This is a genomic window from Adlercreutzia mucosicola DSM 19490 (assembly GCF_000422625.1).
GTDB lineage: Bacteria > Actinomycetota > Coriobacteriia > Coriobacteriales > Eggerthellaceae > Adlercreutzia > Adlercreutzia mucosicola.
Genome location: NZ_AUGK01000007.1, coordinates 57,276 through 70,086, shown reverse-complemented (window position 1 = coordinate 70,086; position 12,811 = coordinate 57,276). Strand labels below are relative to the sequence as shown.

At 66.0% G+C, this 12,811-nt stretch carries 10 protein-coding genes and 1 riboswitch; of the genes, 5 read left to right on the top strand and 5 right to left on the bottom strand.

Annotated features, from left to right (window positions below):
• The first annotated feature begins 9 nt into the window (after window positions 1-9).
• Genes G503_RS0105410 through G503_RS0105400 form a run of 3 tightly spaced genes read left to right on the top strand, consistent with a single transcriptional unit; the run spans window position 10 to window position 2,177 of the window.
• Window positions 10-633, top strand: coding sequence for a 4Fe-4S dicluster domain-containing protein (locus G503_RS0105410; protein ID WP_028026775.1), 624 nt, complete (start codon window positions 10-12; stop codon window positions 631-633).
• 60 nt (window positions 634-693) lie between these two features.
• Window positions 694-1,308 (top strand): 4Fe-4S dicluster domain-containing protein, encoded by a 615-nt coding sequence (locus G503_RS0105405; RefSeq protein ID WP_028026774.1) that lies wholly within the window; start codon window positions 694-696, stop codon window positions 1,306-1,308.
• A gap of 5 nt (window positions 1,309-1,313) precedes the next feature.
• Window positions 1,314-2,177, top strand: coding sequence for a dimethyl sulfoxide reductase anchor subunit family protein (locus tag G503_RS0105400; protein WP_028026773.1), 864 nt, complete (start codon window positions 1,314-1,316; stop codon window positions 2,175-2,177).
• A gap of 197 nt (window positions 2,178-2,374) precedes the next feature.
• On the opposite strand, the gene G503_RS0105395 is transcribed toward G503_RS0105400, so the two are convergent.
• The 4 genes from G503_RS0105395 to G503_RS0105380 form a co-directional block, all read right to left on the bottom strand.
• Complete coding sequence (locus tag G503_RS0105395) at window positions 2,375-3,418, bottom strand: deoxyguanosinetriphosphate triphosphohydrolase (RefSeq protein WP_028026772.1); 1,044 nt, start codon at window positions 3,416-3,418, stop codon at window positions 2,375-2,377.
• Between the two features lie 248 nt (window positions 3,419-3,666).
• Complete coding sequence (locus tag G503_RS13890) at window positions 3,667-4,950, bottom strand: MFS transporter (protein ID WP_051190960.1); 1,284 nt, start codon at window positions 4,948-4,950, stop codon at window positions 3,667-3,669.
• 184 nt (window positions 4,951-5,134) lie between these two features.
• Window positions 5,135-6,313, bottom strand: coding sequence for a phosphoribosylaminoimidazolecarboxamide formyltransferase (locus tag G503_RS0105385; RefSeq protein WP_028026771.1), 1,179 nt, complete (start codon window positions 6,311-6,313; stop codon window positions 5,135-5,137).
• 177 nt (window positions 6,314-6,490) lie between these two features.
• Complete coding sequence (locus tag G503_RS0105380; RefSeq protein ID WP_028026770.1) at window positions 6,491-7,126, bottom strand: IMP cyclohydrolase; 636 nt, start codon at window positions 7,124-7,126, stop codon at window positions 6,491-6,493.
• Window positions 7,127-7,231: 105 nt separating this feature from the next.
• A riboswitch (ZMP/ZTP riboswitch) is annotated at window positions 7,232-7,315 on the bottom strand.
• Between the two features lie 710 nt (window positions 7,316-8,025).
• On the opposite strand from G503_RS0105380, the gene G503_RS13885 reads away from it, so the two are divergent.
• The gene (locus G503_RS13885; protein ID WP_051190959.1) at window positions 8,026-8,676 is read left to right on the top strand and encodes a putative ABC transporter permease; all 651 of its coding nucleotides are present in this window, start codon (window positions 8,026-8,028) and stop codon (window positions 8,674-8,676) included.
• A 413-nt stretch (window positions 8,677-9,089) separates the two neighbouring features.
• Here G503_RS13885 and G503_RS0105370 read toward each other — a convergent pair whose 3' ends face one another.
• The gene (locus G503_RS0105370; RefSeq protein ID WP_028026769.1) at window positions 9,090-10,724 is read right to left on the bottom strand and encodes an FAD-dependent oxidoreductase; all 1,635 of its coding nucleotides are present in this window, start codon (window positions 10,722-10,724) and stop codon (window positions 9,090-9,092) included.
• 199 nt (window positions 10,725-10,923) lie between these two features.
• On the opposite strand from G503_RS0105370, the gene G503_RS13880 reads away from it, so the two are divergent.
• Complete coding sequence (locus G503_RS13880) at window positions 10,924-12,510, top strand: response regulator transcription factor (RefSeq protein WP_156891940.1); 1,587 nt, start codon at window positions 10,924-10,926, stop codon at window positions 12,508-12,510.
• Window positions 12,511-12,811: the final 301 nt, after the last annotated feature.

Below are 12,811 nucleotides of genomic sequence, written 5' to 3'. Positions count from 1 at the left end.
GAGACCCCTATGACGCAATATGGCTTTTACATCGACAGCTCGCGCTGCACGGGATGCAAGACCTGCGAGCTGGCTTGCAAGGACTATAACGATCTGGGCCCCGACATCGCCTTCCGCAAGGTGATGGATTTCGAGGGCGGAATGTGGACATCGGACGCCAACGGGTGCTGGACCACCGACACCTTCGGCTATGCGCTGTCCGACGGGTGCAACCACTGCGACAACCCGGCTTGCGTGGAGATCTGCCCCACCGGCTCGCTCATCAAGGACGAGAAGACCGGCTTCGTAGGCGTAGATACCGCCACGTGCATCGGCTGCGGCAGCTGTACCACGGCCTGCCCCTACGGCGCTCCGAAGCTCGACGACGCGGCGTCAGTCTGCGTGAAGTGCGACGGCTGCAAGGAGCGCGTGCTCGCCGGCGGGCGCCCCATCTGTGTGGACGCCTGCCCGGTGCGAGCCCTCGACTTCGGCGTCATCGACGAACTGCGTGCAGCCTATGGCGACCTGAGCGATCTGGCCCCGCTGGCCGACTCGGCGATGACGGGCCCAAATCTGGTCATCAAGCCGCCGGCGGCAGCGGACTCCCCGTCCATCGATACGGGCTTCTTGGCCAACCCGCTCGAAGTAGCCTAGAAGTCGACGTTTTCAGGGCCCCTCCCCAGAGGGGCCCCTTGCCATGAAGGGAGGGCGACGGTGGAGTACGGATTCTTCTTCGACGGGACGCGCTGCACGGGATGCAAGACCTGCGAGGCCGCTTGCAAAGACTACCACGATCTGAACGCCTCCCTAACCTACCGGCGCATCTACGATTACGAAGGGGGCCGCTGGGACACCTGCGACAACGGCAGCCTGACCCATCGCGCGTGGGCTTACAGCGTTTCGCTATCCTGCTGCCACTGCGGAGAAGCCGTCTGTGTGCAGGTGTGCCCCACCGGTGCCATGCATAAAGAGCCCGAGGGACTCGTGCGCGTCGACCACCACGTCTGCGTCGGCTGCGGCTACTGCGAGATCGCCTGCCCCTACCACGCACCCCACGTGAGCGCCGAGACCAAGCAGAGCGAGAAGTGCGATGGCTGCTACGACCGCCTTCAAGCGGGAAGGGCGCCGGTGTGCGTGGCCGCCTGCCCCGTTCGGGCCCTGGGCTTCGGGCCCTTTGAAGAGCTGGGCGCCCAGGCAGGCTGCGTTCGCGCCGTGGCACCGCTGCCTGTGGAGACCTTCACCGATCCGCATCTGGTCATTCGTCCCGCATCCTGCGCCCAGCCGTCCGACGATCGCACGGGGTTCGTCGCCAACCCCCAGGAGGTGTAAGGCCTGTGCCCACCGGCTTCCATATTCAGTTGCTCTTGTTCACGGCCCTCTCGCCGGCGGGGGCCGTGGCCTTCATCCTGGTCGCGATGCGCATCTTAAGCGCGCCGCGCGACGCACCCTGGCTGTTCCGCCTCCAGCGCAGCCTGCTTATTCCCATCGCCCTGTGCATGCTGGGGCTTGTGATCGCGGCTACCCACCTGGGCACACCGCGCAACGCGCTGTACGTGCTGCTCGGCGTGGGGCGCTCGCCGCTCTCGAACGAAATGGCGGCCATTCTGGCCTTTCTCTCCCTCGCCTGGCTGTTCTGGCTGAGCCTGGCTACCCGCCGCCTGCCCCTCAACGTGGGGAAAGCGTGGCTTTCGATCACCTGCGTCGCGGCCTGTGTCATGATATACGCCGTCTCGGTGGCCTACTCCATCCCCACGGTGCCCGTGTGGAACCTGCCCATCTCGCCAGCGCTCTGCTGGTTCTCGGCCCTCGTGCTGGGCGCGCCCCTGGCCCTGCTCACCTTGAACGTTGCCCGAGCTCCCCTTCCCCGCCCAGCCGCACGAGCCATCGTGGGCATCCAGATACTCGGCGCCATGGCGGAACTGGGGGCCATGGCGCTGCTCCACCGGTCGCTCGCCCCCGTCAGCAGCGCCCTCGTCAACGCCGACGCCCTCGTGCCCCACTTTTGGTGGTTCGTGAGCGCTTTCGCCATCCTGTCCGGCCTCTCCATCGCTCTCGCGCTGCGCGCCCAAGCGCCCCGCATCAGCGAGCAGCCGCGAACAGCCCGGCGGCGCCTCGCCGCAGCAACTGCGCTGGCCGCCGGTGCCGTCGTATGCGTGCGCGTCCCATTCTATGTGCTGTCCCTGACTGTGGGAGTATGAGAGGCCTCAGATCTTCCGTGGAATTTTCCCGCGGGACGGCTTCGCAGGAAAGCCCTCGCAGGGCATGCGCACCCTCATGGGTTCGCCCCCCCCTCCCGCGCTGCTCGCCCTCTGGACTGTTCGCCTTTTGCGCCGCTCGGCGCGGGAAGGCCCCGCGGCAACCGTCCGCATCCCCGCCCGCAGCCCGCACCCCCCAGTTAGTACGACAGGGCGTGGGGGATGAACAGGCGCTGGTAGGTGGCGGTGGCGTAGCGGTCGGTCATACCGGCGATGTAGTCGGTCACCGCGCGCAGGTCATCGCCGTCGGAAATGGCACGGTAGTCGGCTGGCACCTCTTCGATGTGCGCGGCGTAGTAGTCGAACAAGTCCCCGATCAAGTGCGTCGCCTTCTCCACTTCCGTCATCACTGGCTCGGCCGTGTACACGTTGGCGAACAGGAACGCCCGCAGCTCCATCATGGCATCCCACACCGCCTCGCTCATGCGGATATCGCCCGCAGCCGCCGAGGTTTCCACCATGTCGCGCACGAGCGTCTCGATGCGCGCGGAGTGATCGGTGCCGAGCACCGCGTGGGTGCTGGACGGCAGGTCGGCCTCGCGCAGAATGCCCGCGCGGATGGCGTCATCGATGTCGTGGTTCACATACGCGATGCGATCGGCCGTGCCCACGATGCGGCCCTCCAGGGTTTCCGCCCGCAGATTCCCCGTGTGGTTCAGAATGCCATCGCGCACCTCGAAGGTGAGATTCAGGCCCGCGCCGCCGTTCTCGATGCGCTCCACCACGCGCACCGACTGCTCGTTGTGGCGGTACAGCGCCGCAGCCGCCGGACTTTCCGGATCGATGCCCGCATGCCGCGCCAAAGCTGCCGACAGCGCCGCCTCGCCGGTGTGGCCGAAGGGGGTGTGACCCAGATCATGACCGAGCGAGATGGCCTCGGTCAGATCCTCATTCAGCCCGAGGGCCCGCGTGATGGTGCGGGCGATCTGCGCCACTTCCAGCGTGTGGGTCAGCCGCGTGCGGAAATGATCGCCCTCGGAAGCGAGGAACACCTGGGTCTTGTGGGACAGCCGGCGAAACGACTTCGCGTGCAGGATCTTGTCGCGGTCGCGCTGGTAGTCGGTGCGCAGCACATCCGGGTCGCTCGAGCGCGCCCGGCCCTCGCTCTCCTCGGCGAATGCAGCGTCTTCCGACAGCGCCATCCGCTCGCGCTGCTGCTGATCCTCGCGGGTGATGATACGCATAGGGTCTCCCTTCCCGTCCGAGCCAAAGCTCGCGCCGTCCCGTCGCCTTCAGTGTAGCAGAGCCAGAGCCATCGGCGCCGAAACGCGCAGCGACGACCTCGCCACCAGTTATCGCGCTCTTCTGCACCAAATGCACGATTATCAGAACCTTCGTGATGAAAAATCGGCTTTTATCGCCACTTCAGTTCTGAAAATCGCACTTTCGAGCCCTCTTGGGGGCATCGGGGTTCTGATAATCGTCATTACGGTCATTTTGCGGAAGCGCCCGCGGAAGCCGCGCCCCCTCCACGCCGCCGCGCGCGCTCGCGACGGCCGAGCACAAACAGCACCAGAGCCGCGCTGACGAGGCTGCCCGCAGCGAACACGGCGAAGGCCGCCTCGTAGGTGCCCGTGACCGCCTTCAGGGCCCCGGGCAGGGCGTTGAAGGCGAAACCCCCGAAGGCGTAGGCGATCATGAAGTCGCGCACGTTGCTCATCTTCTCGGCTGGCGCCGATAGCTCCAACGCCCACACCGACAGCCCCGTGGTGGAAAGGGAGCAGCCGGCCCCGAAGAGCACTGCCGCCGCGCAGGCCACCCCCACGCCGCCGATGCCTACGAAGGCGCAGAGTGCCGCCCCGGCCACAAGCGCCGCGAAGAACAGGGCCGACGCCGCCCGGGTGCCGATGATGTCGAACAGCTTCCCCGACAAGAACTTGCCCAGGGCCAGTGAGGCCCCGAGCAGGGCCGTCACCGCAGCCGCCGTGGACAGGTCGATGCCTGAGGTGGACAAAAGCACCGAGAAGTACCCGCTGGCCGATACCGCGTCGGCGCCGAGCAGGGCCAAGGCCACCCCCATGAGCCGCCGCTGAGATGCCGGCAGGGGCGCGGGAGCCTCGAAGGCGCGGGCCGCCGCCTCCCGGGCGGCCAGCCTTCGGCTGCGCGGGGGCTTCTTGGATACCTGAAAGGGCTTCATGCCCAGCTGCTGGGGCTCAGATCGCACGAAGGCGAACATCACCAGGCCCAGCACTGCCGCTGCCGCCGCCACAACAAAGAAGGCGTCGGCCAGCGACGCATAGCGCACAAGCGGTGCCACCGCCAAGGGGACGAGCATGCCCGCCGCCCCGCTGCCCACGCCGGCAATGCCCGCGGCCGTGCCCACGTCACCAGCGAACCAGTTCCCAATGAGCGCCGTAGAGGCCACCACGCCGCCGAGCCCATAGCCCGCGCCGGTCAGCACGCTGCCCGCACAGTACAGCCACAGCCGATCGCCCGCCGAACCGTACAGCACGAACCCGGCCACGGTGAGCAGAGTGGCCGCCGCCACGCCCCAGCGCAGGTCGAGCCGCTTGTAGTAGGGCGTCACCGCGAAGATGGCCAGAAATGACACGGCCGTGCGCGCCAGAAGCACCGCCGCCACGCCGCCGTCGCCCACGCCCGGCACCTGCACCAGATAGGATTGCCACACGTTAAAGGAGGTGGACGGCAGCCCCTGGTTCACGAACATAATCAGAAAGCAGCACGCCACGATAACGGCCGAGTAATGCCTCTTCACTATCCACGCTCCCCTTCCATCCGCACCCGCTGCAGATCGGCGCCAACGGCCCGAAGCCGTTTCCTCCGTTATACAAGATCGGCGCCCCAGGAACCTCCCAGAGCGCCGATCGGATGCGCGTTTGTTATATGCGGGCGCGATGGGCCCGGATGCGTCGCTGCCCTCGCGTCAGCAGCGGGGCATCCTAGTGATGGAACAGGCGCATGCCCGTGAAGGCCATGGCGATGCCGTACTTGTTCGCCACCTCGATGACGTTGTCGTCGCGGATGGAGCCGCCGGGCTCGGCGATATATTCCACGCCGGACTTACGGGCGCGCTCCACGTTGTCGCCGAAGGGGAAGAAGGCGTCCGACCCCACGGTCACGCCGCTCATCTCGGCGATCCAGGCCTTCTTCTCCTCGCGGGTCAGCGGCTCGGGGCGCTCGGTGAACACGCGCTGCCACGCGCCATCGGCCAGCACGTCCTCCCACTCGTCGGAGATGTACACGTCGATGGCGTTGTCGCGGTCAGGCCGGCGGATGCCCTCCACGAAGGGCAGCCCCAGCACGCGCGGATGCTGGCGCAGCCACCAGTTGTCGGCCTTATTGCCCGCCAGGCGCGTGCAGTGGATGCGGCTCTGCTGGCCGGCGCCAACGCCGATGGCCTGGCCGTCCTTCACGTAGCATACGGAGTTGGACTGGGTGTACTTCAGCGTGATGAGGGCCACGATCATGTCGATCTTGGCCGCCTCGGGAATCTCCTTGTTCTCGGTCACCACGTTCTCCAGCAGCGCCTCGTTGATCTCGAAGTTGTTGTGGCCCTGCTCGAAGGTGATGCCGAACACGTCCTTCAGCTCGGTCTCGGCCGGCACGTAGGCGGGATCGATCTGCACCACGTTGAAGGAGCCCTTACGCTTGGTCTTCAGAATCTCGAGCGCCTCGTCGGTATAGCCCGGCGCGATGATGCCGTCGGACACCTCCTTCGCCAGGTAACGGGCCACGTCGGCGTCGCACACATCGGACAGGGCGGCCCAGTCGCCGTAAGAGCACAAACGATCGGCTCCGCGGGCGCGGATGTAGGCGCAGGCGATGGGCGACAGCTCGCCCTCCTCTTCCACGAAGTACATGGCGCGGTCGGTGTCGGTCAGCGGATGGCCCACCGCAGCACCGGCCGGCGACACATGTTTGAACGAGGCGGCGGCAGGCAGCCCCGTGGCCTCCTTCAGCTCACGCACGAGCTGCCAGGAATTGAAGGCGTCGAGGAAGTTGATGTAGCCGGGCTTGCCGTTCAGCACCTGAATGGGCAGGTCGCTGCCGTCCTTCATATAGATGCGCGAGGGCTTCTGGTTCGGATTGCAACCGTACTTCAGTTCCAGTTCGTTCATGATTCTCCTTTTCGTTGTTGGAAATCACCGAGGGCGAAGCTACGCGGTATTCTGATTCGCTCAGACAGTCCTCGCTTTGTGGAAATGCCCACTGGGCATTTCCAGTCGCTGCGGAACTCGCTCGGTCAGAACACCCCGCATCTTCGCTATGCTCAACCTCCGTTGAGATGCGTGCAATTAATCCCCGAGGTTCTTGTTGTAGAGGGTGACCTCGCCGTTCACGTTGGCGTACAGACTCACCTTGTTCTCGTCGTTGAGCGCGCCCCACAGCTCGTCGGCGGTGGGCAGCGCAACGGGAATGGGCTCGCCGGCGAAAGTGGGCAGCGGGTTGCCGTCGCCCTGGTAGGTGCTGATGAAGTAGCCGCAGCCCTCGTCGACGCCCTCATGGGCGAAGAACTCGCGAATGCAGCGATCGTCGGCCCCGTGCTTCAGGATAGACAGCTCGAAGGAGCCGTCGGGGTTCACGATGGCCGAGATGCGCGGGGTGAAGTTCGGCGCATCGGGCTCATATTCGCGGGCCATGCAGCCGGCGCGGAAGTCGCCCGCCTCCACGATAGTGTCGGTCTGGTCGCCGTTGGTCACCACGAGCGCCTCGCCCATGGTGCGCACCGGATGGTAGATGATGAGGCTCGGATCCTCCAAAAGCGCCGGGTCGTGGGCCTCGGTGCGGATGCCGTCGGGCTCGATGGCGAAGATGCGGTTGCGGCTGTTAAGGCTTCGGCCCATGATGAAGTAGTACACGGTGTCCTTCCCCACCACGATGCCGCGGCCCGGGTAGGGGTTGTTCTTCAGCAGTTCGACGAGATCTTGCACGGACTTCCCTTTCTCTCACGTTGCTCAACGCTGCGCGGTCGGCGCTTGCGGCCTCCGCCCTTCTCCGCATTCCGCCCATGAAAAAGGGCAAGCCACCCTTGCGAGTGAGCTTGCCCAGACGGTCGGCGGAAATGGACGCGCTGCTCCCCCGCGGTTCCCCGCGATTACCCGTCAGTCACAGCACGTTTGCTTCGCCGAGCAGCGTACCACGCCCCCCGCCGCCGACGGAAGAGGCCGCCCCCATTCCCCACGGCTTTTCCCGTCGGCGGTCACCGCTTCCCGCTGCAGCTGCCCTGCACCTCCGATCGCCCTTACCGCGCGACGGCGCTCTGCCGATCGCCGCTTCCCATCGGCGCCTTGATCCGGCACCCTGTAGCGGTTGCCGCGACCCGACAGCCGCGCCCCATGATCGCCTCCACCTCCGGCCGCGCCGCGTTGCGGCGCCGATGTGCGCAGGTTTTGCGCAAGAAACTCCGATAAGTAGACATCAGCGGACCACCTCTGCGCCTTCGGTCCTCTTTTTCGCCGACGCCAGCGCCATGTACCAGGCATTTCTTTCCGCGGTCTCATGCGGAAAGCTTCCCACGCTTTTCAGGATGTCTATATATCGGAGTTTCTTGCACAAAAAACCACCTTACGGAAACCCAGCGGCGAGTTCGTCGCATCCACGCGCGAAGCAACCCCTTCCCCGCGGCGCGCGTCGGCCACCCCGTCCCCCACGGCGCGCAAGACGTCCCTACCCCGCCCCGTCGACGGTGCGCTACCCCCCCAACAGCCTCTTCAGCAGCCCCCTCGGCAACATAGCGGCAACGGTGAGTCAAAGACTCGGGTATGGCGCGGCGAAACGACGCGCGAGGGAGTAACCTGAGTCCATCATCCGTCCGAGAGAAGAAGCCTCCATGGCCATCCTCAAGTTCCATAAGCCGACCGAGAAAGACGAGATCGGCTATTTCGCACCGCTCACCTGGCCGTTTTGGCGGGCAGTGCTGGTGTGTTTCTGCCTGTGCTGCCTGGTGGGGCACTGGCTGGAGATGCCCTACTGTTGGCTTATGGATCAGTGCTTCGGCATCGTGGCCGACGACTACGCCGTGTGGACCGACCCGTGGTACCACCCCTACTGGGTCTACGGCTTCGGCGCCGTGTTCATGACCCTGCTCATCGAGCCCTTGAAGGAGCGGCTGATCCTGCGTCGCAAGACCCTCTGGGGCGCGTTTCTGGAGTCGCTCGTTCTGGCCATCGTCATCGCCATGGTGCTGGAGCTGGTCATGGGCTGGCTCATCAACCAGCCCGATCCGGCCACCGGCGAATACCCCTTCTGGGACAACTCCCAGCTGCCGGGCAACGTGTTCGGCCAGGCGTGGCTCGTGAACGACTTCTTCATCGGCCTGGCCGCCATGCTCTACGTGTGGGTCATCTTCCCCGTGGTCTGCGAGGGTTTTGCGCTCTTGAGCCCCAAGGCCGCCAATGTCGTATTCGCCCTCATCGTCGCCGCCTTCATCGCCGGTGTCACCGCTTCCTACCTGGAACTGAAGCTCTGGGAGAAGTACTAGCTGGCGCCTTTCGACGACAGATGGCAGACGACAGACGACGGCCCACGGCTTCCTTGATGAGCGCCAGGCCCGTCACGCCACCCCGTCACGCCACCCCGGCCATCCTCGTCCTCTGCAGCGCTGCCAGCGCACCCGCCCTCGGCCGGACCGGCAGCTGCAGCCCTTGCCCCCCCGGGGCCGCAGCTGGCATGCATCGCAGGCCGCATCCACGTCCCACCGGCCCCGAAGATTGGGGCCGGTGGAGGGAGAGGGGGAGGGACATTGGTGGCAAGGATCCGCATCGGATGCTGCTGCGCCAGGACGCCACTCCGGCAGGCGACCTTGTTACCCGAGCAGAGCACCAATCGGCACAGCCCGGCGCCGCGACAACCCGGTCGGTGCAGCCCGGCCCGTCGCAACAGTAAGCTCGCGCCCTAGGAGGCCTTCGCCAGGGCGGCGGCGGATTCGCCAGCGATGAGGCCCGAGGCCTGGGCGAAGCCGTTGGCGCTGCCGCCGGCAATATAGGGAGCGCAGAACAGGTCGGCGTCGGCACCGGCGATGAACAGCTTCTCCACGGGCTTGTTGTCAGCGTCCACCACCTGGCAGCTGGCGTCGCACTTCACGCCGCCCAGGGTGAGCCAGCCGGCCGGGAACGACTGCACGATGTAGAACGGCGGCGTGGCCACCTTGTGCAGGAACTCGGGCGCGTTGTAGAACTGCTCGTCCACCCCGGTCTCGCAGTAGCCGTTGTAGGTCTCGATAGTGCTCTCCAGATCGGGCAGGTCGTAGGCCGCGGCCAGCTCGGCGATAGTGTCGCCCTTCGCCACCCAGCCCTCGGCCAGCGCCGCCTCCAGGTCGTCGTCCAAGGTCTCGATCATCACGTCGGCGAACATCTTCTTCATGCGGCCGTCGCCCATGGTCTCGCCCAGGGGCTTCGACTTCACATAGTCGATAAAGTCCTGGTCGACCACCGTGTAATAGGTCTTGGCGCGGATGAACGGCTCAGCGCAGTGCATGGCCTCCTTGTTGGCGATCTCCTCGCTCACAAAGCGGTTGCCCTGGGAGTCCACGATGATGCTGCCCAGCAGCACCAGGCGCAGCGCCTCGTTCGACCCGCTGCCGGGACGGAAGGCGAACATGGGCGATGCGTCGAAGTTGGCACCGCCATACTCGTTGCTGCTCAGCGAGAACGCCTTGCCCATCTGGCCCTTTGCCGAGAGCGCCATGGTGATGCCCGCGCCCTTGCAGGCCGGATTGCCCATGGGCACCACGCGCGATCCGGCGAAGTACTGGGCCACCATGTCCTCGTTGCCGAGAAAGCCGCCGGTGCACAGGCAGATGGCCTTCGCATTGACGTCGACGGCCTTCCCGTCTTGAGTGCAGCGCACGCCGACAATCTCATCGCCGTCGAAGACAAGCTGCTCGGCCGTGACCCCGTAGCGCGAATCAACGCCGGCCTTGTCCAGGGCGGCCTGGAAGATGTCAGCGCGTTCTTGGCCCTTGCAGTCGTAGGCATGGCCGCAGATCTGGCCGAGGGTGGGGCCGGTCAGCTCCTTGCGCTCGGGCAGCTCCACCACCTTCACCGGCAACCCCGCGTCGATGAGGTTGTTCGACGAGCGCGACGACGCGTCCAGGATGGCCTTCAGCACCTGGGTGTTGAAGCAGTAGTTGGAGTATTCGTTCAGCTTGTCGAACACCTCGCGCACCTCGTAGTGGTAGGGCTGCGCCATCTGCAGCTTGTCTCCCACGCACAGATACCCCGAGGTGGTGATATTGGTGGTGCCCACCATGTCCGGCGCCTGGTCGACGGCCAGCACGCCCACGCCCTGGGCCGCAGCCCCCAGGGCCGCCTGCAGGCCCGAGGCGCCCAGACCGATGACGAGCACGTCGGTCTCCCAGGTCTCATCGGCCGGCGCCAGCTCGGGCGCGGCGCCGTCGCCCGCATCGGCCATGGACTCCTTCGCCGCCGGTTGAGCGCAGGCGGTCAGCCCCACGGCGGCCAAGCCGGCAGCACCCAGCGCGGCGCCCCGCACGAAATTGCGACGACTGCACGTAGTGATTTCCCTCATGATTGACTCCCCTTCCTTGAAGTTCCGTGACGCTTCGCGACGGCCGGAACCGCCCTTGCGGCGCGTCGAATACCCTGCTATTTTTAGTCGTCGGGAGGCGTCTCGTCATCGAAAACGGAATCTGATTTCTGCGGGAAACCATCAGATTGCGCGTCTGATAGACAGCGCCTACCTGGGAAAACACGGGGAGGGAGTCCGCATGTCGAAACGAATGGCGCCTTTGGGAGCCGCCCTGGCGGTGGGGCTGTGCCTGGCCGCGCGCGAAACGCGGCTCTACACCGCCGTCTACAACTACCCCGGTCTCACCCTAGAAGCCATGCTACTGAACGTGGCCGTATGCGCGCTTCTGTTCGCCGCGGCCTTCCCCTTGCTGCGCCGGGAGGGCGACAGGCGATCGCTCGTGGCGCTTTTCGCCGCGCTGACCCTGCTGCAGGAAGTGGCCGTGGCGGCCCAGAGCGCCCAGGCAGCGGGCCTGCTGCCGGCCGAGATGAGCGCCATGTTGGGGTGGTGCGCGCCCTGGGGCGAGAGCTACACGGTCGGGCTCGTGGTGATCGCCGTGGCCGCCGCCCGCGCGTTCGGCGAGCGATCCATGCGCGTATTCGTGGCGGGCTTCGCCGTCAGCGGGCTCTTGCAGCTGGCCTGCGCCCTGCTGAAATGGGAAGTGGCCCTGGCATTGATCAGCCTGTTTCCCCTGGCGGCCCTGGCATGCTTCGCCCTGTTCGCGGAAGCGCTGGGGAAGGAAGCCGCGGAAGAGGCGGCTGGCAACAGAGCCGCCGGCGCCGCGAGCACCAGCGCCACCGGCCCTGACGAGGCCGCCGGCGCCCCCGCGACCGCCGGCATCGCCGACATCCCCGCCTCGGCGGCCGCCCCCGCGACCGCTGGCACCGGCCTCGAGCTGTTCGGCTGGCGCTCGTCGCGCAGCGAGACCGGTGCGTTGCTGACCAGTTTCTTTCTCATGGGCGCCCTGCTCATCTCCACCCACGCCACGCGCATGGGATATCAGGACGGCGGCGCCTACTCCATGGCCATCCAGGTGCTCAGCGGCCTGGGCGGCATCACGGCAGCCGCGCTCCTGAGCGTGCTGCACCGGCATTTCGCGGGCATGACGCGGCTGGCCCTGGTGTACTTGCTGGTCCTGCCCGCGCTGCTCGTGGCCTTGTACGCCACCTCCCTGTTCCAGAACATCGCCGTGCTCAGCCTGCTCGTATTCTTCCATCGCTTCGTGTACGGACTCGTCTACTACTTCCTGTGGCTGCTCTGCCTCGCGCCTCGCGGCACCACACGCCTGTCCGATCGCTTCGTGCTGTCGTTTTTCGTGCTGAAAATGGGGTGGGCCGTCGGCGTGCTCTTCTTCATGATCCTGCCCACACTGTACGGCGACGGCCCTTGGTCAGCCCTGCTCATCGGGTTCTTCTTCGCCTTGGGGGCCGTGGACGCCTTCCTCCTTATCGGCATGCTGCGCACCGCCGAGAAGCGCGCCGGTGCCTCGGACCCCATGGGCGGCGACGGCATCGACGCCGTGGCCCCGGCCACCACCGACGGAGTCCCCGAGCCGTCCCTGACCTACGAGGAGGCCTGCCGCCGGGTAATCGCCACCTACGCTTTAACCAAGCGCGAGGGCGAAGTGCTGGCCTATCTGGGAAAGGGCCGCACAGCCGCCTACATCATGAAGCAGATGTACATCTCCGACGGCACCACCCGCACCCACATCGATCATATATATAAGAAGCTCGGCGTCCATTCCCAGCAGGCCCTCATCGATATCATCGAGCAAGCCGGGTCCTAGCCGGCAAGTGCATCTAAACGGGTGCGCCCGCGCCCTCCCCCGAAACGGGCGCCCCCCCTCTGGTGATCCATGCCACGAGAAGGACGCCGAAGCGGGTCGGGCGTCCTGCAATGGACATGCATCCACGAGATGCCCTCACTTCGCAAACGACCAAAATCACGTTTGGGCGAGGGTTGGGCCTTCCTCGAGCGACAGAAATCACGTTTGAGCGAGGATTCTCGAGCAAAAAAGGCGTTCGGCGCCAAATCCCCCTCGCTCAAACGTGATTCTGGTCGTTTCCGAGGCCGACCTCCCTTCGTCT

Coding starts and splice junctions, on each gene's coding strand:
- G503_RS13880 (WP_156891940.1), top strand. CDS start 10,924: ATGTCGAAACGAATGGCGCCTTTGGGAGCCGCCCTGGCGGTGGGGCTG.
- G503_RS0105370 (WP_028026769.1), bottom strand. CDS start 10,724: ATGAGGGAAATCACTACGTGCAGTCGTCGCAATTTCGTGCGGGGCGCC.
- G503_RS0105410 (WP_028026775.1), top strand. CDS start 10: ATGACGCAATATGGCTTTTACATCGACAGCTCGCGCTGCACGGGATGC.
- G503_RS0105385 (WP_028026771.1), bottom strand. CDS start 6,313: ATGAACGAACTGGAACTGAAGTACGGTTGCAATCCGAACCAGAAGCCC.
- G503_RS0105395 (WP_028026772.1), bottom strand. CDS start 3,418: ATGCGTATCATCACCCGCGAGGATCAGCAGCAGCGCGAGCGGATGGCG.
- G503_RS13885 (WP_051190959.1), top strand. CDS start 8,026: ATGGCCATCCTCAAGTTCCATAAGCCGACCGAGAAAGACGAGATCGGC.